The sequence below is a fragment of the Barnesiella sp. B2-R-119 genome, from assembly GCF_023656675.1.
GTDB classification, from domain to species: Bacteria; Bacteroidota; Bacteroidia; order Bacteroidales; family Barnesiellaceae; genus Barnesiella; species Barnesiella intestinihominis.
Window position 1 is genome coordinate 307,807 of sequence record NZ_JAMOKL010000003.1, and the last position, 24,049, is coordinate 331,855.

Consider the following 24,049-nt stretch of genomic DNA (forward strand, 5'->3'; position numbering starts at 1 on the left):
TGTTTTATTTTTGTTATCTATTATTTTTCACACGGTATTCTCAATACAGTCAGCGAATTGGCCTGACAATCAATAGTAAATTCACTGCTAATTCCCGATAACTCGGTGACGTTCGGAACAATTTTCAAAGGATCGCTGAAACTATTTTCATCAAATCTGTCGTCTGCACCTAATACAATTTTAGTTCCTTTCGATGCCAGATTTTTCGCCTTATCCAATTGTAACCTGACTTTCCAGTTACCGGCCTCGGCATTTACCAATTTAACAATAACTTCTTTTCGCTCTCTGTCATAACCCGATACGACATAATGTTTTTTCTTAGGAGCATAAGTATATTCATATTGTAGCTCATCGTTAAGAAAACATTTCCAATGAGCACCCTCGATTTCGATTCTCACCGTATACCATTGATCAGTCTTAATAGATGCCGTATTTCGATAATCAAATAACGAAATAGGACCTTCATTATTCACCTCTCGAAAAATAACAGACTCATTAGTGTGGCTTCCTATGTCCGCCATAAAATAATTATTCGAATCCGTGCCGCCAAACACAATTCTGAATCCTTCTGTTCCAGAAATTTTTTTGGCCTTCAACTCAATCGTACAATCATCAAACTCCCTATCTTCAAGGATAGCCAAAGCATCTATTCCTTTCTGGCTCTGAGACAAAAGATTTCCTTCCATTTTCCAATCGCCGCGAATTATAGTCCATTTATCCACGAAATCACTCCACCCCGAAGTATATATTTCTTCGCCATTTACAATGACTTTCAAATCTTTAAATTGAGCTTCCGTATTATTCGTACCCAATCCGATAAATCCATTTGTGCGGAATACCGGCTCAGGAGAAGCAGGTTTTAAATCTGTGTGTAAATTCACATCAGGGCGATTCTCCGAGAACATTTTCAACACATAGTAATTCGTACGGCCATAGACTGAATCATTTTTCAGCACTAACAAATGATCTTTTCCGTGAGCCGCATTCTCTATCAACGGGGCATAAGATACCATTTGAACTTTATCCGCATTCCTTTCAACCCCCGTCAGATAAGCAGCCTCTGCCAAAGACGAATAGAGAGAGGGTCTGCCGATAGCCGCATATTCCCCCACATAGATTTTATACGGAATATCATCGGGCAACTTATCATAAACATCTGCATTATTATAGAACCAACCAGCCGTCTCATAATAATGGGGATCCAAGATATCTATTTTCTCCGCCTCTTGAATATAAGGACTGAACATGAGAGCACATACGACCTCTATCTGAGGATATTTTTCTTTGATGGCTTTATAAAAGCGATTATAGTTTTTCACGTAACGAAGCCCTACATTTTCGTTTCCCACCTCTACGTATTTGAGAGGGAAAGGGGCTGCATGACCATTCTCCGCTCTTCTCTTTCCGTAAACGGTGGTCGTATCGCCCAACGCATACTCGACAGCATCCAAAGCATCTTGAATCAAATTATCAATCCGATTCTCTTCTTCCCAATAATCACCATTCCGAAACAGGCAAGACATACCGGCATTACAAACGAACAGACCATCGGCATCAATATCTTCACAAAATTGTAAGAATTCATGATAACCGAATCCATAGGTACTACGATATCCCCACAAATTATATTCTCCGGGGCGTTTCACAATATCACCTATCGTTTCTTTCCATTTGATACGGTTATCCATAGTTAACCCTTCGACTATGCATCCGCCCGGCCAACGAACAAAATCGGGTCGCAAGTCTCGAAGCATCCCGGCAACATCTTCTCTCAAACCATTTTTATGTCCGCAAAAAGTGTTCTCGGGAAACATGGATACAAAATCGATATATACTTTCCCTTTATGAGGTAACAGCAAAGCAAAACGAAGATCATTCGCTGTCGTGTCGACTGTAAAAGCTCCCTCATAATGATTCCACGAACCATCACGTTCTATCTGGAAATTCTTAGAAACAACTATCTGTTCTTCGCAATCCAGCAAGGCCGCCGTCACTACCGTATTCTTCAATTCTTCCGTAAACAGATAAAATTGGAAATTATACCTTTGTCCCTCTGTAACGGCTATTCCCCAGTAACCGTCATTCACAACCCATACATCGGATGCGGACGCACCCAAATCGATAAATAAGGCATGGGGAGTAGCGTTATTCAGTGGCTTAACCTCGGTTATCTCATAAAAAGGAGGCCTCGTATCGGAAACACACTTCACTTCCCAGCTTTCCATAAAAAGCGAATCGTTCCAAGCGATACTAAAATGGTTAATGGAATCATTGGAATAGCAATGCAAAGGTTTGGCAACTGCCTTTCCATCTTTCAACACCGTGCCGGAAGGTAAAGTACCATCTTCAAAGCCACGATTTCTTATCATTTCTGCATATAAACCGCCATCTCCAGAATGAGTAATCTCTTCAAAAAAGATACCATACAAGGAGGGTGGTATCTCGGCCTCTTCCCTTGACAAATCGATCGTTACTACATCGACGGGCTGATTGCAGGACATAAAGAGGAATAAACCTCCAAATTGCATTATTTTTTTGATCCACTTTTCCACAATCTATTTCCTTTTATTTCTAAGATAATGATCCAATGATTTCATAAAGACACCTCCGACCACCGAACGCGCCCGAAAGTTTATATAGTCGGCATTCAATGTTTCATACCAATCGCCCAAAGGGACTCTCGAAGAAGTCTCATTTACATATTTCCAAATCGGTCGTATCAACTCTTGAAAATCACCTTCCGAGTCGGCCATTGTGGCACTCCATACGGTATCGTCAGTTTTACCCCATGTAAAGCGATTGTCCAAAGGCAACCCGTATTTGTTCTGGGTTTTCAGATAGAAAGTGACTTCCTTTTTCATTATACGGTCTGGCAATATATTAAGGCCCAAAACTTTATCCCATACAAAATTATACTTCTGGCTCCAAGTACCCGGCATATCGAAGGCCAACCGATAATGATCTCCGTCATCGGCTCTCCGTTCCCACTCAATGGCCATTCTTTTAGCCATTTCGGTAAATTTCTTGGCCTCCTCCGGCTTATTCAACATTTCGGCCAAGCGACCATAACCGGCAATCGCCATAATGGCTTTGGCCGAAAGATTGGCATTGTGCGCCAAATGTCCCGCAAAATCTTCGGTGCACAACTGATTTTCAGGATCCATACCTGCCTCGGCCAAATAATTGCTCCAAGCCGTCAAGATTTCCCAATGTTTTGCCGCATAGTCTGCATTCCCATCGGCAATAGCGATCGCAGTCGTCATAATCAACATATTCCCCGTTTCTTCCACAGGCATATCTCCCTGATAAGTTTGCCCATTTGCCAAAGGATATGTACCGACATCGTGTGCGGCAAAAGGCTTTTTCCAACGGCCCGACTCGCTATAATCGAAAATGAAATCCAGCATAGCTTTCATTATTTCTGTATTATACCGAATAAAAATAGGACAAGAAGGATATGTCACATCAACCGTACCAATAGACCCGTTACTGTTATTTTCCTTAGAAAAAAAGAACAACTCACCGGCGGGGCCACAAACCAGTTTATGAGCCGATATAGCTTGGCGATAAGAGGCTGCACAAAGTTCGGCATACTGCTGTCCTCCGGCTTCAACAGCGTCTTTCATAACCTTATAATCCCACTCGTCACATCGCTGCATGTTTTTTTTATAATTCTTTCGGGCATCGGCCAATGCGGCTTCCATCGTCGGATATTTTTTCTTCCAATACGCTTTCAGATTTTTCCCGAAATATTGTACAGAGGCAATATCGTCATAACCGATCATCAAATATCCTTCGGATTTCCGTTCTCTCACATTGCCCAGATTTTCGCTATACGCTAAAAGAATTTCTTCCTTATCCAAACGTACCGATGTCCGAGATATTTTTGTATCCGGCAGTATTCCTTTTCCTGCAAAACTCTCTTGAATAAAGCGGGGAGTTCCCACAGACATATCAGAAAATTCAGATAGGTTACCGGCCAGATAAAAGTATCCCCAATCGATACAAATAATATCACCGCTTTTACCTAAAACATTCTGCTCTAATGTCCCCGTTTTCAGAATATGAATGTCGGAAGATCGATAGTTTTCTACACTTACTTCTTGATCCAAACTGTTAACTGCCCATCGAGGAGTCGCAGAAAAATAAATCTGCACATCGTGAGCGCGTTTATCCAATGACCGGACTTCATAACTAATATAATTAACCGGGCTACTCAATAAATCCAAATCATTCAAGACCAATGGACTCGTAAATTTCAAGTCCAATTGGACAGGACCACAATAAAAAGAATAATAGGTCTGGGTAGGTAATACGCTTACCTTTGTCTGTTCGGCTTCCGTACCGAAAAAAGACTCCATTTCATCATCGGTAAATAGGCCGAAATCGACATAAGCTCCTCCCTTCGTATTGTGACAATGGGCTGCAATGAGATTATCTTCTGCGGTTAGCGATTTCACTTGTTCTGCATCCAACGGTTGCACGACATAATTCCGCCACTTGTATCCCGTGCTCACTAACATCTGCCCATTCAGATACAGTTCAAAAACATCATCGTGCGAATAAACGAGATATAACCGTTTCTTCGAGATATTCTTATCTTCGATCGAAAACTTCCTACGTATCCAAATATCCCCCTGATTCCACTCGGTTTTAACATGAGGCATATCGGCGCTCCCGAAAGCCCCCGCACCTTCCTGCCATTCCGTATCATTATACTCTTTTGTATACCAATCGGCATAAGGCATTGTATTCGTATATCTGGCTGTCCATTCCTCGTCTCGGGCATCTTTCAAAATTGAAGTTAAAGCCTGTTCGCCTTTTCCCATGAACCGATAGCATTTACCATCGACCCTTAAAACGCCTGTCAAAGAATGTTCTGTTCCTGTCCAATGCCGAACTTCATCTTCATACAGCTTATCGGTATGTGACCACGCCGAAATGTAAGGATCGATGGTAACCAAAGGATAGGCCGGAACTCTCAAATTAGAAACGGGCACTTCCTTGTTATTCCCGGCTTCCACAAAGACACCCCAAAAAGTAGTTAATAGCAAAAATAAAATACCTCGTTTCATAATCCTGTTTTTTGTTTGGTCATTCTGTTACTAATATTTTCTTCACGACCGCACCACCATTCCCTCTTGTTATCCTGACAATGTAAAATCCGGGAGCGACCGATACGAATGCCGAACAATCGGAAAGCCTCAATTCTTTCACTTTCAATCCTTCGGGAGAATAAACCTCGACATTACTTATAGGTGTCGCAGAATTAATTCTAAAACCCAATTTACCGCCAACGACAATCAGTTTTTCCTCCTCTATATCCATCACGGAAACGACATCACTCTTATCCAGATAAACATTAGCCACGTTCGCACTATTCCCGCGCCAGACCATTTTCAAACGATGCTTACCGGATAGTTCTCCCAAAGTTCCTTTGCCAAATTCATACTTCGTCAAAGACCCTGTACGAATCAGTTCTACGCTGGCAAAAGGGACCAATTCATTTGCCCCGAACGTTTTCAGACAGGCCGAATGGTTTCTCCACCGGACATATATGGCATGAGAACCAGTAATGTTTACACTTAACGGAGCCGACGCTTCTTTATACTCTCCCTCTTTCGTCTGTTCCACAGGAATCGATGCCACAGGGACCGCCGTATCTTCTATATAAATATCAAAGAAGCCGTCCTCGCAATCTCCGGGGTGCGTGTATTCCACCATAAACCGGTTATACAAACCATACCTTGCATCCCCGAAATCAATATCTCTGATACGTATCCTCGTTCCCGAACTCGTATTAATTATAGATTCGGTCTTTCCATCATACTTAGCGCCTTCTGTACCCTTATTGACGATAACAACTTGATAAAGGCCTCCTCCTTTGGCCGGAATACGAATATCCCCGGCATATGCAGGCTTTGCGGCAACAAGGAACGACAGAAGTAAAAACAGAAAGAATTTATTCATGCCCATTTCCTCCATTCTTTTCAATATACTCTTTTAGCGTAGCACAAAGATCCATGGGCAATAAAAACTCATATGTATTCGGCAAATAACTTTCGACACGCTGTAATTCACGAATCAACCGTTCATATCCTCCTACTCCGCCGTAACTGGCCGCAATCAGATAAACATTCCGAAAAACAGGCTTTTGCCCGTTGGGTTTTACACTTATCAAATCTTTATACACATCGCCCTCTTCCCAACAATGAGCTCCTTGTAGAATACAGACAACACCTTCGCCGTCTTTACCAACCTCATAACGTTCCTTATTATTTTCAAAACCATCAAAAACGCCCTGCAAGCCACAAGTTTGCATATATCTCCCAAAACGTTCTTTATTAGTTGTATTCCACAGGCAAGCAGTATGGAAGCCGGCTGTTTCCAACCATTTTTGATTGGTTTCCAGCCATTTCTCATAATTATTTTCATTGTATTTATCGCCATAGATAAACTGGAATCCAGAGGGACCGGCTACTAATTCATCATTGGGAGTCAGATTTTTATAAAAATACTCCAACAAAACGGGATTCAACTCTTGCAAAGATGCAGCCATTGTCATACCTACCGGAACCTTTCCCCTACCCGGAGCATTCTTAAACATATTGTACATTTGATTGGAGTCGAATTGTACGTTATCTCCATCGCTCCATATAAGACTCACATAGATTTTGCCGGGTAATGCCTCTATGGCTTGACCCTTACGCTGTTGGAAAGCTTTCCTCGGGAACGAGCACCAAAAACTTCCGTTTGCATAATAATCACTAACCATAAAACCTACATTATACGGATTGGTTGCATTATTCAGAGCATCCCCGTCTTTTCCTGCCCCATAACCCATTGTGGAAGAACCCGGTTGATAGTCCATTTTATCACAAATCTTCTGGATCATGGCAAATTCATCGGGATCTGAGTCGCTTAAAAAAAATACAAACCCTTTGGAGGCTGCTGCATAATCATATATCTTCCACGGGTTGGAAACATAGTCACTACGCAAACCGGCAGAAAAGCTCAGAGACTTATGACATCCGTCGGCCAAGTTATCGATAGCCCACTGATAGGCCTCCAATTTAGTGGCCCAATTATTCGAAATGTCTTCACATTCTATATTCCAATCCAGTTCATTGTTAAAAAATTCCTTTATCTCCTTAGTAACCGGAATCCCTTTTTGCTGTGCACAAATCATTTGTGCCAAGCACCAAGTCCATTCCTTATCAGGATCCCAAAGGACCATCTTTTTAAAACGATCTTTATACTTATCGACCAACGTAGCTAATCCCGCATATTTTTCTTCCGAATAATTTCCCCGTAAGAGGTTCCACGTTTCCCCCTGTTTCCCATAAACGTCTTCGAACTGTGTCTGGTGATGATCTTCATACACCAAGTAAACCTCCGCATTGCTCTGGTTCAACACGCCCTGAGCAACGGCCGCCGTTATTTTACCATAACTGTCATCACCCCTAACATCAATTACCGAAATCTGGCTTAAAGGCACATTCTGATTTTTGAAAAAAAGACCTTCCTGAGGTTGTTTATCGGATTCATAAGAATCGAGATGGGGAAGTTCCTGTGCAATTGTAAAATCGGTCTTAGGTTCCAAAAGCATGTCATCTAAATAAAAATCGAATCCGGTCTGCTCCGTCGGTTTCATAACATTTGCCATCTCAACCCAAACACGATCATAGTCCCCCGAACCGAAATCGATCTCTCCCAAATCCAATGTCAAACCATCGCTTGTCCCTTTTATTCCCTCATCTGTAAAAACCACCGAGGTCTTGGGGTCATAAACGACCGACACCTTCGATTCTTCCATAGGCAGAATCATAGCATCCTGTGAAGGAGAATCGATATCCCCATTCGTTAAAGGAGCAGCCTGTGACATGACTGCCACAGTGCTGCTCAAACCAGATGCCAATATTATAGCATACTTTACATTCATATTTTATAATTTTATTTTTCAGCAGTTTGTGCCGGAACAACAATTTCTTTTATCGTACTAAAATTATATCGTTTTTGAGGATTAGCGGTACGGACTCCAATACGCACCCAATATTTCCCCGGATCCAAATTTCTTACATTCTTTTCTACCACTTGGAAAGGTACTCCGGGTTCATAATCGCCACGTTCAAATTCCTTTTTAGCTCTTATCGTATACTTGGTTTCCGAATTATTCACTCCCACATTAGGAGATTTGCTGGAAATAAAAACTTGGGCTTCGCTCAAAGTATACAACCCCTCGTCCAAACCTTCCGTATTGACTTCCTTCTCTGTATCTTCAATCGTATATTTGATCTCCAAATTATTCTGTTTGCTACCGGTCAATGTGATTTCATCTATATTCACACGAGCATAAGGTATAACGGAATAATCCAATCGGGTCAAACGATTCTCTTTCAAATACACGACTTCCGGTTCGGGAGCGTAAAATGCGCCTTCTTTCAAAGTAATCCGATATTTCCCGGCAAAAATTTTCGTATTCAAAAAAGTGCCATCGGCTTTCCCCCAAAAGAATCGGGACTGGGTATTGGCGTGTCCCGCCTCTTCCCAACTTAACTCATAATATTCGACTTTATAGCTATTTGCCGCTTCTGCCTGCAAAGGCTCGTTGGTCTTACGGTCGACAACAGTCCCTTCCAAACCGGAATTCGGAGCTTCATAATTGTCATATTCAAAATAGTTGCAGGACGAGAGAAGCAATGCCGACAAACCAAATATATAATATAACCTTTTCATATTTTATTACGCTTTTAATTATAATACGGATTTTGTTTCAATTTCTCATTCTTGGCAATTTCCCCATCAGGAATTCTCTCATAATACATTTTTACATCGAATGTATAATAGTATTTATTGGCAGCGACTTCCTCGAATATATACTTCTGTTTGTTAATATCGAAATATGGACACAAACCCGTATACTGCTTGGTCTCGATTTCTTTATCGGCAATTCTCCAACGTCTCAAATCCCAATACGTGTGATTTTCAAAAGCCAGCTCGATTCTGCGTTCGTGTCTAACCTTATCTACGATCAAGTCGCTTAAAGAAAGTTGCTTAATATCTGCACGACTGCGGATATCATTTATCCAAAGCAAGGCATCGTCCAAATGCTGCCCCATTTCTACCGCCGCTTCGGCTCCATTCAAGAGAGCTTCTGCATATCTGAACTCAATCCAATGTTGTTCCGAATAATTTTCGATGACTTCTGATTGCGGCATATTCTCGTTCAAGTACTTGCGCATAAAGAAACCAGTCATATTACCCGAATAATTTCCACTTCCGCTTTTCCCTACAATATGATAAACCTGTCCGTCATTGGCCGTATAAACAGCCTCCTCATAATTCGTGGCATTTTCCTTCTTGCTGCCATCTTCTATGATCAATCCCTTTTGTATAGAACAAGGCTCTCCCTTGAAAATAGCATTCGGATAAATGATCGAACCGCCAAAACGGGCATCCATATTTTGAAACAGCTCCGAAGGATCATCGAAATAAGTGTCCTTCGCTCTTTCTGCGAAATTTGCAGGAGTACCGTCTTTGTGTTCAAACATTTCAACAAATTCCAATGTAGGGTTCATATTGGAAGAAAAACCGTTTCCACGGTATTGGTAAGGAACGAAATAAACATCCCAGCCATGTGCGTTTACATTGCGTTGGAAATATTTACAGAAAATATTCTCTGGGCTGTCCTCGGCAAGGAACAGCTCGGCAAAATTTTTCTCTTTATCCGAGTTCTTCCTATACAACGAAAATCTCTTCGATTTTTCAAGTTCCTTTACAGCTTTATAAGCTAATTCGAAATAATCGTTTGCCAAAGCCTTATCGATACCGACCAAACCATTCAAATCAACGGTTCCATAACGCGCGATACTACCGGCATACAGCATAGCGCGAGATTTCAATGCCAAAGCAGCATATTTGGTGGCACGTCCTTTTCCCAAAATCTCCTCATTATCGGGCAACAGACGGAAAGCCTCGTCTAAATCTTCCGCAATAAAATCATAGCAGGCCTTTTCCGTATCTCTCGGTACTTTCAGCGATTCAATATCGCCTACATACTCTTGCGGTTCTCTCAATATAGGTACACCACCATATCTTTTCACCATTGCAAAATAGCAGTAAGCCCGGATAAAATGAGCCTCTCCCATCCATGCATCAGCAAGAACCGTATTCTGGAAATTGGATTTATAGGCCGGGAAATTTTTCAAAAAGTAATTCACCCGACGAATTTTTCCATAATCCCAACAGCCCCACCAAGTTCCATCACCGATGGTCGAAATATCATCGCTGGAACTACACATAGCCTCACCCGACACATTCGGTAAACGACCTTGCCCTTTACCCGATACATTGAATCCTTGTTGTGTATAGCGAAAGTCCTCTATGGGTAAGTCATAGTAAAGAGTCGTCATATAAGACGTTATACCCGATTCTGAATTAAAAATCGCATCATCTTGTATAATATTAATGGGCGGCACATCTAAGTAATCACACGAATAAAACGATAGGGCCATCACCAATGCCGATACTAATATCTTATTTATTCTCATCGTATTTCAAATTAGAATGATAAATTCAATCCAAAGTTAAAGTTTCTCATAATCGGATACAGGTATCCATAATTCCCTTCCGGATGCTCGGGATCGACGAAATCCAAATTAGATAGCGTAAATAAATTATAGCCATTTGCAAATATCCTCAAACGATCCACTTTGAATTTACGAGTGATATGCTGGGGTATTGTATAGCCAATTTCCACGCTTTTCAACCGTAAATAAGAAGCATCGTATGTCGTCTGTTTACATCTTGCATAATTCACGCTATAAGATCCGGCATCACGGGTCGTAGGCCATTTTCCGGGAATCCAGTTCCCATTTTCGTCCTGACGATATCTGTCATAAAAATGAGCCAAACCGTTTCCACCGAAACACAACGGGTATTGCAATTGCTCGAAATAGATCACATTGAATCCACCACCGCCTTGGAACAACAGGTTCACATCAAACCCTTTCCACTCGGCAGCGATAGTAGCACCGAATGTCATTTTGGGATTTCCGTTATCATTGGTGTGCTCGTACACGTTCGGATAAACATCATTGTCATCGATGATTCCGTCGCCATTCCAGTCTTCATATTTCCAGTCACCCGGCAACTGGGTAGCACCACCCTGACCGTCTTGAATAGGCGACCGCCAAATATCCTCCATCGAAGTAAATTGTCCGTTTGAGCCATAAGCCCACCCCATATCGGAATATCGGTTTGAATATTTATTTCTCCATCTATCATAGGAATTCACTGCATCCCCTTCCTCCAAATGTCTGTTCTGACGACGAGTCAATGCAAAATTCAAACTTACCGAATAGTTGAAATCATTAATCTTATTGCGATGTCCCAATACGATTTCAAAACCTTTATACAAATCTTGATTCAAATTTTCTTCCGGCAATTCAGCACCTATAGTACCGGGAACTTCACCACTTCTCTTTCCTAACAGACCATCTCTGTATCTCCAAAAGAAATCTACCTGTGCAGACAGCATACCATTCCAAAGATCAAGATCGGTTCCCACGTTCAAGGTCTTCGACTTATACCAAGTTATCAGTTCATTCGGTAGACCTCTGAAACCCAATCCTTTATAGACAACATCGCCGAATACATAACTGGCGCCCGGATAATCATATCCCGACAAATATTGATAGGACGAGGAACCATCGTCACCCATAGCTCCATAAGATGCTCTTAACTTCCAATTCGTAATAAAGGACAGCGGAGCAAATTCTTTGATAAAGCTCTCTTCCGAAATTCTATATCCGACAGAGGCCGATGGGAAAAATCCCCAACGATGTCCTTTGGCAAACTTGGAAGAACCGTCATAACGGAAGCTAACTTCTGCCAAATATTTGGATTGATAATCGTAATTGACACGTCCGACTATACCCATATTCGTTACACGATAAATCTGGCCAGCATCGGCATTACCGATTTGCTCTTCTTCGGAGCCTGCAAAAATCTCATCTACGGCATCCATCTCGAAGTTTCTTTTTGCCCACAAGTTATCCTCTTCCTTTGCACTTTGTTCGTACAAAAACAAGACTTTCAAGTTATGTTTCTCTGCAAAAAGACGCTCATAGTTCAAAGAGGCCTGTAATTGATTCTGTGCTCCCTCCCATGATTTTCTGTAAATAGAAGAAGGCGATGAATATATCTGAGAATTATAAACATCTTTCTCCCTATCGTATTTATATAATGTATATTGTTTTTGAAATTCTTTCTGTTGATAGTTCTTATAATCATAAGCATACAAAAACTTAGCACTTAATCCTTTCAAAAAAGGAGCTTTATAAGTCAATGTAAATGTAGTATTCAAGGTTCGGTTTATCCTACGCTTATAACCGGATTGATCGGCATCGGTAATCATAAGCGGATTCAAACCATACATCACGTCATTAGGAAAACTCTCATTATTATTGGCATACGGAGTTTCCGTAGGTTTAAGCATCCAAATAGCTTTGAACTGTTCCCAAGTATCTTTATAAGGTTGATTCTTTTCATCGGACATCGCACCGATCAACAATTCGGCTTTCAAATCTTTTGTAACATCGAAACTCAAATTGGAACGGATATTATAACGATGGTAATTTAAATCGCCGGTTTTCCAAATACCGTCTTCGCCATAGTAACCAAAAGAAAGGAAATATTGTGTACGTTTCCCGCTTCCGCTGGCTGTCACATTGTGATGGGTTTGAGGAACCAAATTTTTCATAGCCAAATCATACCAGTCGGTTCCTCCCTCCCGGCGGAAACGAGCTACATCTTCTTCCGTGAAAGTGGTATTAATACCTCTACCCATATTTCTATTAGCTTCACGAACAAGCTCGGCATATTGAGCAGCATCCAAAACATCAGGCAAGCCCGACGGATTCTGGAAACCGAAACTTCCGGTATAATCAATTCGGGTTTTACCGCTCTCACCCTTACGAGTCGTCACCAATAACACGCCATTCGATGCACGCATACCGTAAATAGCGGCAGATGCGTCTTTCAATACAGACACGCTCTCGATATCGTTAGCTTCCAACCGCTGGAAATCTGACACCTCTCTTACGACACCATCAATAACGACCAAAGGAGTACCCAATCCACGGATATCCATCTTGGCATCATAACTACCCGGCTCTCCCGTACGTTGTTGAATACGTACACCCGGCAATTTACCGGCCAACATATTTTGGACATTCGAAGTGGGTGTAACGGTCAGTTCATCTGTTCCTATCGTACTGACTGCTCCTGTTAAAGTAGCTTTTTTCTGTGTGCCGTAACCTACGACCACTACTTCATCTAATATCTGGTCATCTTCACTTAAAGTCACATTCACTACGGTTTTTCCCTTCAAGGCAACATTTTTCGAAGCAAAGCCGATCAATGAGAATTTCAATTCCGCTTTGTCCAATTTGTCACCAGATACATTCAAATTGAAAACACCGTCTATATTCGACATCGTACCGGTATTAGTTCCCACCATTACGACATTAACCCCGGGTAAAGGTTCCCCGGACTGATCCCTCACTACCCCTGAAATTTTCTGCTGTCGATCATTTTCTGCCAAAACCGTAGCGCAGCCTACCACAACAAAAAATAAAAATAGGAATGAATGAGAATAATGGGAAAGCATTGAAACCGCCTTTTCCATATAAAAGAAATTGTTTTTTTTCATGCGTCCTGTTAGATTATTGTTATTCAACCATTTCCTTAACAAGCAATTGCAATTTTAGAATTTTAAAAAGAGAGGAAAGGAGAGGACCGACTAAGCGAATCCTCTCCTATTTGATTTTTTATTTTACAACCTTAAATGCTTGGGAAGCTCCGGTTGAAACGATATTGACTACATAGATACCTTTCCCGGTCAAAGAAATATTCTCTATTGTATTTTCAGCTATTTGTTTAGCCACCAACACACCATTCGTCGTATAGACATAGATCATTTCATTTCCATTCAAACCTTCTGCTCGGATACCGTCGGTAGTCACATAAACGTTATAAGCGGCTTTTTCGACATTTGTAACTCCACTTGTGCTTGTTTGCCATTTAAATACCGGATAAGGAGAAATAGTGGGATCTATTGTCCATATTTCATCAAAATCCCAACCCATATCGTCTGCATAAAACGATTCGGTCAGTTCCTCTACCGTTTCTCCATTATCGGTATCGATTCCCGTTCCCTCTGTTACGGCTTGACCATTCAATAAAACCGAAGAGTGCGCATAATTATCAGAAACATCTCCACCGTTTCTCTTTCCTACAACACGATGTGTCACTTCGACTTCGCCTATAATATCCTTGTTCAAAGACAAACAGGAAATAACCGCGCCACCATCATTAGCACCGACAATACCACCGACATTGGTTTTACCTTCGATAGTAGAAGTCGAATAACAATACATCACTGTGGCATTTCCAGAACTAACGATTCCACCTACGGCATCCCCGGTCTCACCATCAGTAGACTTAGCCATTACATTACAATCGGCCGTATAACAGTCTGTGATTACAGTAGTACCGGCACAAGGCCCAACGAGGCCGCTGGAATTAGAACCTGTTCCAATGTTCGAACAAGAACTGTTGATAACTCCCACTTGCTCAATCGTAGCATTACGAGTTAATCCCGTCAAGATACCTAAACGCCCGCCACCAATGACAGTCACATTATCAAGCAATAAATTTCTAATCGTACCACCGTCAACAACGCCGAAAACACTCATATCATGCGCACCGGTATCATCTCCATGCTTAGCCATCAAATTGGAAATCTTATGCCCATTACCATCAAACGTACCGCTAAAACGTTGGTCCGAACCATCTCCGCTTCCCCATTCTCCTAACGGCCACCAACCGCCTTCTTTTTCATAAGAAGCAAAATCCAAATCGGCCATCAATTTAAAATAGGAGCCCCGATTCTCGCGTACAGCATCAAACTGAGCTTCCGTCTCAATCAAATAGGGATCTGACTTTGACCCAGTACCTCCGGCATACAAATCACTTTCCTGTGCCCAAGCACTCGAAACCAGCATCATGCTGCAAAAACAAGATACTACAATCTTTTTGTAATCATTCTTTTCCATGACATTAAAACTTTAAATTATTAATAACACTTTATTTAATAGCGGATTTCGGACGACAATCCATATTCGTCCCAAAATCCTTATTCGGTTTATTTCCCATTGTAATAACCAATGTTCCCCCATTCACTATATCGGCATGAGAGATATAAGACTTATCATACGGTCGACCGTTCAACTGAACCGACTGAATATATTTGTTCTCTCTTGAATTATTGACCGTCCTTATTTCAAACACCTTATTTTCTGGCAATTTCAAAGCGACCTTATCAAAAATCGGTCTGCCGAAAACATAGATTCCATTAGAAGGATTGACCGGATAAAAACCTAAGGACGAAAACACATACCACGAAGACATCTGCCCGCAATCCTCGTTACCCTGTAACCCGTCGGGTGAATCATGATACATTTGTGACAATATATAATCGACCTTCTCCGCCGTTTTCCACTGCAATCCGGCATACGAATAAAGATATACGGTATGATGTCCGGGTTCATTGCCATGTGCATATTGCCCTATCAAACCGGAAATATCAGGAGATGCCGCATCGCCCAAATCGGCATTAACCGAAAACAAACTATCTAATTTCGAAACAAAAGCGTCATCACCACCCAACAAAGAAATGAGACCTTCCACATCATGAGGGATTAACCATGTATATTGCCAACCATTTCCTTCGCAATAAGCATCGTTCCGATGAGTTGAATGAACAGGGTTAAACGGAGTAAGCCAAGAACCATCTTGATTCTTTCCTCTGAAAAAGCGGGTATCCTTGTCCCAATATTTTTGATATGCCAAAGCTCTCTTCGAAAAATACTCATAGTCATCTACCTTACCCAGCTTTCGAGCCACTTGTGCAACTCCCCAATCTGCAATGGCATATTCCAATCCCTTAGCTACCGATTCCTTCTCTTTATCTGCCGGAATATATTCAAGTTTTGTCACATACGATAATCCTTTATAATCAGACATCATTGAAGCCTTCATTGCCTGATAAGCCCGTTCGTAATTAAAACCTTTCATATTTTTCAATATAGCATCCGCTATAACAGGAACCGACTGAATACCTATCATTTCATTCGTGTCCGAACCATACAAATGCCAAACCGGCAAACGTCCTTGTTGCTCATAAATAGCCAACATCGAATTAATAAAATCGGGAACACGCTCCGGCTGTACCAACGTATATAATGGGTGAGCCGCACGATACGTATCCCACAATGAGAATACGGTATAATTGGTGAAACCCGGATCGCCATACACATTTTTGTCGGTACCTCTATATTCCTTGTTACAATCATTGAACATAGCCGGTTGTATAAACGCATGATATAAAGCTGTATAAAAAATACGTTTGGCCACTGTATCCGTAATCGATACTTGCAGTTTGGACAATTCGGCATTCCATTTGGCAGTCGTCTCATCTACAACCCGTTCAAAATTCCAATCGGCGATTTCTTGTCGAATATTAGCCGCCGCATTTTCCATACTCACCGGCGATATTCCCACTTTCACATCAAGTTTCTCGACATCAGATGCGACAATTACATTTCCCTTCACGTCGATACCTTGTAAAACATTTCCTTGTACTGGTATCGAATCGTGAAACAAAGCTAAACGTATCGGTTCGGAGAAAACAGCCGTAAAATAGATTTGCTGTTGCTTCGACCAACCAGAGGAACAACGATAACCACTGACAGTAGTATCGTTTACTTGTTCCAGAAATGTATCGGTAGGACGATCGTCGCCATTGGCATCCTTTAAATTAATCATCACATACTTTTCGACATTCTTCGGGAAAGTGTATCTGTGAAAGGCAACTCGGTCCGACGCCGTCAATTCTACTTTTGTACGATGAGTTTTCAATACTACTCCATAATATCCGGGTAAAGCCGTTTCATCACTCTTAGAATAATAAGAAGCATAACCCGATAAGGGATTATCTTGGGTTCCCGGCTGCGTACGCATTTTCCCCGTATATGGCATAAATAACAAATCGCCCGTGTCGCTACAACCGGTTCCATTGAGATGCAAATGTGAAAATCCTATTACAATCGAATCGGAGTAATGATAGCCAGAACACCAATCCCACCCTTTATTTATATTGTTAGGACCGATCTGCACGGCTCCGAACGGAGCAGCGACTCCTAAAAACGTATGACCATGTCCGCCGGTTCCTATATACGGGTCCACATAATTTACCGGAGAAAATATCGCCGATTCGATATTTTCGTCTTTTACTCTACACGATACAAGTAAAAATAAAATAGAAATGAATACAATTAAAGGTTCTTTTTTCATTACAGCATTTTATGTGTGTGAGACAAAAGTAAGATTATAATATTAACAAAAACATTAATAATACATTAAGAATCCACGATTCAAGCATACATAAAGTAGATTTTTTACGACCGAAACATTAACAAAACATTAATATTCGAAAGGTATCATTTTTCAATTCACTTTTCCCGTTATTCCTCCGACATTCGTAATTCCTTCTATCCGACAAGTCGAGTAACAATCGATGATTTCGCTATCTTTACTCATGGAACTGGATATACCACCCGCACAATCCTTCGCATAAACATTTCCACCCTTCACAGAACAGTTTTTTATCACCGACCGGTAAAGTGGTCCTGTCAAACCTCCGGCATTCGACCCATGATCCGATAATCGGTTTTCGCATTGGCTATCGAGTATATCGACCTGTTCTATCTTTGTAGAAAAGGTAGCGCCTGTCAGAACTCCTAAACGCCCCTCTCCAATGATGCTGCAATTTTCAACTTTCAAGTTGATAATCTCTGCACCTTCTGTCACTCCAAAAATACTCAGGTCATGAGCTTTTCGTTCCACCGACAAATTCCTAATCGAATATCCACCTCCATCAAAAAAGCCACGAAAACGCTCCATAGCATTATCTCCACTTCCCCATTCGCCCAAAGGCCACCAACTTTGGCCATCTTCTCTGACATAATCAGAAAAATCGAGGTCGTTAATCAATCGAAAGCATTGGCTTCTATACTCCCTTATATGGTCGAACTGTTGCGGTGTAGAAATAAGAAACGGATCTTCCCTACTCCCCGTACCACCGGCAAAAGGAGCAGTTTCCTTCAAATAAATCCGCAAAAGCTCAAAAAAAGACGGGGCATCCAACAAACAGATACTATCATCTATTTTTTTCAGTTCCTCGACTACCTCTACATACCACGTGGGAGATTTTATTATATTTCTAAACCAATGAAAAGGCAACCCCTCTCTCTCCCTTATTCTATTGACGATAGCCACCGCAGCATCTTTGGGCTCGACATCATTGATATCGTAATCGGCCCTCAACACAGGCATATTTCCAAAAAGCATACTCCACGAAGATAGTTTCTGAGGAACGATTCCATTGGGACTAAATGATCGATAGCATTCCATTCCTTCCCAATTCAAACCGGGAGCATAACCGTCGACAATAAAGCCGGTAATGCTCAATCCCCATTTCTCATAATAGGGCTTGCAGTGCTCCGCCCACGATTGTAATCCAGAAGGTAATCCCGAAATAGGTCTGGGTTCTTGTAACATTCCGGGGCTCAAATATCCTGCTCCGTTGTCCGATGCGACAAAATAATCATTCTTAGTAGCCGTTTTTCTAAAATTATGTAACACATGAGGCACGCGCTCCTGTAATACCGGACTTATGGCCCACATCATCGGGACTTTTCCTCTATTGGGGTCGTCCCAAGTAAGAGAGGTAAATTGGCTCACCCACGATGACGCATCATAATCCCCCACATAAAATATCAGAAAGTTCCTTCCTTTCACGTCGACTTTACCGTCTTCGGTCAACAATCCTCTTTGCTTCAACTCTTCATGAGTAACCCACGGTTGCGAATACCGTTCCTCCAAAGGGAAATGCTGCCAAAAAGAGGCATTCGCCAACGCTCCGATTGCAATTGCATCGGCATCTTTAAAAGCGTTGTAAGCGCTGATAAGACGTAAAAACTCCCACTCCGTAGGAACATCGTCGTGGATACCGCCGGCATGCTTCGTATATTTAAATGCCCATGAGGGGAACCCTCCTATATAGCAGTACTTTTCACCTTTATTCTGTTGGTATGCCAACAATAGCATTTCTTTAAGGGTAGCCAAATCAGTCCCTACCTTTTGAGTCGGTTCGTCTGTTGCCGGTTCGTCTCCCCACGGTGATAAATCGAAAAAGAAAGCTCGCTTGCTAATGAAAAAATCATGATTAGAAAGCGTATGATGATTCCGTACCGTAGCACCGGGATTTTGTTTCCAATATTGATCCAGATAATAAGCGGCATATTCCGTGTTACACTTGCCGGTTTTCATATAATTCTCTATATACCAAATGTACGGATCGTTTTTTATAGAGCCTGTGCTGTTTCGATTCGTCCCCGGAATCACCCCCGATCCCGTAAACATAACACTTCCATCTTCATTGATCAATCTACGCTTTACTTTCAATCGGGGACCACCCAAAACTAAGCGACTATACAAACTCTCGGAATCAAGATCATAACGGATCGGCAAAAGGTCTTCCGCACCCGCAACGGCAGAAGCGACATTGCTTGTGGACGGAACTCTCTCATCATAAAGTACCACCCCCTTTATGTATCCGGCGTAAGCCGACACCAAGTCTTCAATGGTATTATACGTCACCGTTTCCTTTCGATACAACCACTGCCCTTTCCTACGATACTTATTCAACCAATATTTATCAATATCCAATTGATCCCTATCCACAAAAAAGACATATAGTTGCGGAGCATCCCGATTGACGATTCCTTGCAAAGCCGAAACGACATGTACATCGTCCCAAGCGAAATTGCGTCCCTTTGGTGTCGACAAGTCGGTTTCCAAAGTATAATGCAGGTCATAAAGCCCTATCGCCTCTTGACCGGCTGCCTTATAGCAACCCAATACCCAAAACAGCACTCCATAGATAAGAACACTCTTCATCATGCGACTCACCTCTTAAATTTTCAGACTTTTTATACCACGCCATCAAGATCACCTCCACCGATTTTACTTTTCATCAAGCAGTAAAAAGTAGTTTTCATGAGGTCAAAACATGGTCACCTCCGGTTTATCCGAACCGGAACACCTCGAATGTACATGGGATTTATTTGATTCTTACTTATCCTCGTTAGTCAAAGAATACGGGAAATCTTCATCGTTTATTCCGCGCTCTGTATTAGGCGTATGACTCATATCGAAATCAAGAACAGCGCCGTCCATCAATTCCTCGTGTTTCAACCAATTATGGTTATACTCTTTCCCGTTCATTTTCAGAGAACGTATATATCTATTTTCGTTCGTGTTGTCAGGAGCATTCAAAACGATCTGCTTTCCATTTTCCAACGTAAGAATCGCCTTTTTAAAGAGCGGAGCTCCCATCACATACTCCCCTGAGCCCGGACATACCGGATAAAAGCCCAACGCAGAAAATATATACCATGCAGAAGTCTGTCCATTATCTTCATCTCCACAATAGCCGTCAGGATAAGGAGTATATAGCTTATCCATCACTTCCCTTAACCAATATTGCGCTTTCCAAGGCTGCCCGGCATAATTATAAAGATAAATCATATGTTGGATAGGCTGGTTGCCATGTGCATAATTACCCATATTCATAATCTGCATTTCCTTTATTTCATGAATGCACTGCCCGTAATAACTATCGTCATAAATAGGAGGAACCACAAAAACAGAATCCAACATGGAGACAAAGTTCTCCTTCCCTCCCATCAGATCGATAAGTCCCTGCACATCATGAAACACGCTCCATGTATAATGCCAACTGTTGCCTTCGGTAAAAGCATCACCCCATTTATACGGACTGAAAGGAAACTGGAATGTACCATCTTCGTTTTTCCCGCGCATCAGATTGTTCTCTTTATCGAAAACGAACCGATAGTTTTTACTCCTTTCCCGATAAAGATCGATTTCTTCCTGCGGCCGGTTCAATTGTTGCGCCAGTCTCATAATACACCAATCATCATAGGCATACTCCAACGTGCGCGCCACATTCTCGTTAATACCTACATTATAAGGTACATATCCTTTTTGATTGTAATATTCATATCCCAATCTTCCCGTCGAAGGAACTTGGGGGTGCACATGATTCGCTCCGTGCAGAACAGCCTCATACAACAGATCGATCTTTTCTGTCTGGCATCCTTTCAAATAAGCATCGGCCACAACAGATGCCGAATTATTACCCACCATGCAGTGACGGTGTCCCGGGCTGGCCCATTCGGGTAAAAATCCACTTTCTTCATAACTGTTTGCCAATCCTTCTTGAATTTCTTTGTTGACAGAAGGATACATGAGGTTCAAGAAAGGAAATAAAGCGCGGAACGTGTCCCAAAATCCGGTATCTGTATACATATATCCTCTCCTCACTTCTCCGTTGTAAGGACTATAATGGACAATATTTCCATATTTATCTACTTCATAAAACTTACGGGGAAACAATAAAGAACGATACAAGCAAGAGTAGAAAGTACGTAGTTGTTCATCAGTTCCTCCTTCTACTCTCACTCTATTCATTACATCGTTCCAAGCATTTCGAGCAGACTCTTTTACCTCGTTAAAATTCCTACTGCCCAATTCTTCCAAATTCAACCATGCCTGCTCTTCACTGATAAAAGAAGAACTTACCTTTACACCAATCTTTTCACCTTTATAAGTCTTGAATCCCAACACAGCACCGACATGATTATCCTCTACCTCTCTTTTACCTTTTATAATTTTATCTCCGCTCCATACTTCCGCCGAGGCAAAAGGCTTATCAAATTTCATCACGAAGTAATTTCTAAAATTATCCGGTACTCCCCCGCTATTTTTAGTCGTATAGCCGGTTACCGTGCCATTTTCCTCATCTATCTGAACAAAAGACCCGTTATCGAATGCATCTACTACGATATACGACTCTTCACTTTCTGGGAAAGTAAACCTAAAATAAGCAGAACGTTCCGTCGGAGTAATTTCTGTTTTCACATCATGGTCAGCCAAATACACACTATAATAATAAGGTCTTGCCGTCTCAGCTTTATGAGAAAACCAGCTTCCTCGTTCATTTTGCAGGAACTTTTTACCACCGGTCACCGGCATCAATGCAAACTGCCCATAATCATTGATCCACGGACTGGGCTGATGTGTCTGCTTAAATCCTTTTATCTTGTCGTCGGTATAACAATAGGCCCAGCCATTTCCCATATCTCCCGTTTGCGGTGTCCAGAAATTCATTCCCCACGGTAATGCGACAGCCGGATAGGTATTACCCGTAGACAAGGTAAACTTAGATTGAGTTCCCACTAACGGATTCACATAGTCAACCGGTGAAAAAGAAGTAGAAAGCACCTCTTTACCTCCGCACGATATAAGTAAAACAGATAAAAATATAAGTAAAGAAACTTTTTTCATGGAATCATTTTTTTATTTTTTGTGACAAAAGTAAGCCGGAGCAATTAATAAAACCATTAATAGAATATTAATTATCCATATGCAATACTTATTTCCGAATCAAAAACATTAATAAGGCATTAACAATTCTCATAAGAAAAGGAGCGACATAACAAGATTAATAACAGGGGGGGGGTAACCACTCGACAATCAGCATAAAAACAATTCTTTCAAATAAAGCTATCGAGGTCAACGTTATTGCCTCATATCTTTCCATATATTTTACTGTAAATAGTCACGTGTAGAAAACAACATCGCCTCAAACAAGAAAAACAACTCAATGAAAATTTTCTTGTTTGAGGCGATGATACATTTCTGATACTATTCGCTAATCCGTAAGCCTATTGACACCGACACCGTCGAAAGTCATCTTCACCGGTTTAATAAAACCATTTTCGTCAAAATACATACGGTCGATACAAATCTCTCTATGATTTGGAATCGTATCGCCCAATGGGTGACGATGATAAACAATATACCACTCGTCTTTCCCCGGTATCTGAATGACCGAATGATGTCCCGCACCTGTACCCACACTCTCGTCTTGTTGCAATATTTTCCCAATACGCTCGAAAGGGCCGAACGGAGAATCGGCAATGGCATAAGCCACACTATAATCCGAACCTCCCCAACTGCCTTCCGACCACATAAAATAATATTTGTTATTCCGTTTCAGCATAAAAGGTCCCTCCACATAATTCTCAGGTGTGACAGATTTATAATACGAACCATCGTCAAAAGGAACGAGACTCAATAAATCCGAACTCAATTTTACCATATTACAATGATGCCAGCCTCCATAATACATATAATAACTACCATCGTCATCTTTAAAAACGAACTGATCGATCGGCTGGGCACCGTTCACAATCTTATCGATCAAAGGTTTCCCCAAAACGTCTTTAAATGGGCCTGCCGGGTTATCAGCCACAGCGACACCGATTCCTCCATATTGCTCATCATTCTGGATATCATTCCCTCCGAAAAACAGATAATATTTGCCATTCGCCCGAACAATAGACGGAGCCCATAAGGCAAATTCCAACCATTTTATATTCTCAACAGACAACACTTTGGGATGCTTAGTCCAGTGGACCATATCTTTTGATGAAAAAGCATCCATATAAGTCTGTATATTATAGACCTGATGAATGGCCCGCGTTTCTTTTTGCAATCCGGGAAAATCTGCGCTATCGGCTCCGAAAGGAATATCGGACAACGTAGGATATATCCAATATTCATCATCGAAGACAACCCCTTCTGGATCGGCATACCAACCCTCGACAATAGGATTGCCACTATACTCTTTCTCATGCTTACACGCCACCAACAGCAGCGCCAAACTCAATACAATAATACTTCTCATCATGTGTCGTTTTTAATTAATGTAACAAAAATAAACGTCGGTCATTAACGGAAATATTAATAAACCATTAACAAACAAACTTCGGTACAC

At 41.5% G+C, this 24,049-nt stretch carries 12 protein-coding genes; all 12 read right to left on the reverse strand.

Annotated elements, in window-relative coordinates:
- Positions 1 to 20 precede the first annotated feature (20 nt).
- On the reverse strand, positions 21 to 2,501 hold the full coding sequence (locus tag NBH06_RS07675) for an alpha-L-arabinofuranosidase family protein (protein ID WP_229033613.1): 2,481 nt from the start codon (positions 2,499 to 2,501) through the stop codon (positions 21 to 23).
- Positions 2,502 to 2,555: 54 nt separating this feature from the next.
- On the reverse strand, positions 2,556 to 5,075 hold the full coding sequence (locus tag NBH06_RS07680; RefSeq protein ID WP_250793607.1) for a glutaminase family protein: 2,520 nt from the start codon (positions 5,073 to 5,075) through the stop codon (positions 2,556 to 2,558).
- 19 nt (positions 5,076 to 5,094) lie between these two features.
- The gene (locus NBH06_RS07685; RefSeq protein WP_008862682.1) at positions 5,095 to 5,976 is read right to left on the reverse strand and encodes a T9SS type A sorting domain-containing protein; all 882 of its coding nucleotides are present in this window, start codon (positions 5,974 to 5,976) and stop codon (positions 5,095 to 5,097) included.
- On the reverse strand, positions 5,963 to 7,942 hold the full coding sequence (locus NBH06_RS07690; protein WP_250793609.1) for a GxGYxYP domain-containing protein: 1,980 nt from the start codon (positions 7,940 to 7,942) through the stop codon (positions 5,963 to 5,965). The genes NBH06_RS07685 and NBH06_RS07690 overlap by 14 nt, the downstream gene beginning before the upstream one ends.
- A gap of 11 nt (positions 7,943 to 7,953) precedes the next feature.
- On the reverse strand, positions 7,954 to 8,736 hold the full coding sequence (locus tag NBH06_RS07695; protein WP_046410099.1) for a DUF3823 domain-containing protein: 783 nt from the start codon (positions 8,734 to 8,736) through the stop codon (positions 7,954 to 7,956).
- A gap of 14 nt (positions 8,737 to 8,750) precedes the next feature.
- Complete coding sequence (locus NBH06_RS07700; protein ID WP_250793611.1) at positions 8,751 to 10,550, reverse strand: RagB/SusD family nutrient uptake outer membrane protein; 1,800 nt, start codon at positions 10,548 to 10,550, stop codon at positions 8,751 to 8,753.
- 11 nt (positions 10,551 to 10,561) lie between these two features.
- Positions 10,562 to 13,690 (reverse strand): SusC/RagA family TonB-linked outer membrane protein, encoded by a 3,129-nt coding sequence (locus NBH06_RS07705; protein ID WP_250793613.1) that lies wholly within the window; start codon positions 13,688 to 13,690, stop codon positions 10,562 to 10,564.
- A gap of 142 nt (positions 13,691 to 13,832) precedes the next feature.
- Positions 13,833 to 15,119 carry a T9SS type A sorting domain-containing protein gene (locus NBH06_RS07710; protein WP_250793615.1) on the reverse strand — a complete coding sequence of 429 codons (1,287 nt, stop codon included), beginning with the start codon at positions 15,117 to 15,119 and terminating at the stop codon, positions 13,833 to 13,835.
- A gap of 31 nt (positions 15,120 to 15,150) precedes the next feature.
- The gene (locus NBH06_RS07715; protein WP_155013048.1) at positions 15,151 to 17,418 is read right to left on the reverse strand and encodes a GH92 family glycosyl hydrolase; all 2,268 of its coding nucleotides are present in this window, start codon (positions 17,416 to 17,418) and stop codon (positions 15,151 to 15,153) included.
- Positions 17,419 to 17,571: 153 nt separating this feature from the next.
- Positions 17,572 to 20,088: a GxGYxYP domain-containing protein gene (locus tag NBH06_RS07720; protein WP_250793617.1), complete on the reverse strand. Its 2,517-nt coding sequence runs from the start codon at positions 20,086 to 20,088 to the stop codon at positions 17,572 to 17,574.
- Between the two features lie 171 nt (positions 20,089 to 20,259).
- Positions 20,260 to 22,554, reverse strand: coding sequence for a GH92 family glycosyl hydrolase (locus NBH06_RS07725; protein WP_021891482.1), 2,295 nt, complete (start codon positions 22,552 to 22,554; stop codon positions 20,260 to 20,262).
- 367 nt (positions 22,555 to 22,921) lie between these two features.
- The gene (locus tag NBH06_RS07730) at positions 22,922 to 23,962 is read right to left on the reverse strand and encodes a glycoside hydrolase family 43 protein (protein ID WP_021891483.1); all 1,041 of its coding nucleotides are present in this window, start codon (positions 23,960 to 23,962) and stop codon (positions 22,922 to 22,924) included.
- Between the last annotated feature and the right edge of the window lie 87 nt (positions 23,963 to 24,049).

Excerpts from the sequence above, each read along its gene's own strand:
- NBH06_RS07705 (WP_250793613.1), bottom strand. The coding sequence starts at position 13,690 with ATGGAAAAGGCGGTTTCAATGCTTTCCCATTATTCTCATTCATTCCTA.
- NBH06_RS07685 (WP_008862682.1), bottom strand. The coding sequence starts at position 5,976 with ATGGGCATGAATAAATTCTTTCTGTTTTTACTTCTGTCGTTCCTTGTT.
- NBH06_RS07715 (WP_155013048.1), bottom strand. The coding sequence starts at position 17,418 with ATGAAAAAAGAACCTTTAATTGTATTCATTTCTATTTTATTTTTACTT.
- NBH06_RS07690 (WP_250793609.1), bottom strand. The coding sequence starts at position 7,942 with ATGAATGTAAAGTATGCTATAATATTGGCATCTGGTTTGAGCAGCACT.
- NBH06_RS07700 (WP_250793611.1), bottom strand. The coding sequence starts at position 10,550 with ATGAGAATAAATAAGATATTAGTATCGGCATTGGTGATGGCCCTATCG.
- NBH06_RS07710 (WP_250793615.1), bottom strand. The coding sequence starts at position 15,119 with ATGGAAAAGAATGATTACAAAAAGATTGTAGTATCTTGTTTTTGCAGC.
- NBH06_RS07720 (WP_250793617.1), bottom strand. The coding sequence starts at position 20,088 with ATGATGAAGAGTGTTCTTATCTATGGAGTGCTGTTTTGGGTATTGGGT.
- NBH06_RS07730 (WP_021891483.1), bottom strand. The coding sequence starts at position 23,962 with ATGATGAGAAGTATTATTGTATTGAGTTTGGCGCTGCTGTTGGTGGCG.
- NBH06_RS07680 (WP_250793607.1), bottom strand. The coding sequence starts at position 5,075 with ATGAAACGAGGTATTTTATTTTTGCTATTAACTACTTTTTGGGGTGTC.
- NBH06_RS07675 (WP_229033613.1), bottom strand. The coding sequence starts at position 2,501 with ATGTCCTGCAATCAGCCCGTCGATGTAGTAACGATCGATTTGTCAAGG.
- NBH06_RS07725 (WP_021891482.1), bottom strand. The coding sequence starts at position 22,554 with ATGAAAAAAGTTTCTTTACTTATATTTTTATCTGTTTTACTTATATCG.
- NBH06_RS07695 (WP_046410099.1), bottom strand. The coding sequence starts at position 8,736 with ATGAAAAGGTTATATTATATATTTGGTTTGTCGGCATTGCTTCTCTCG.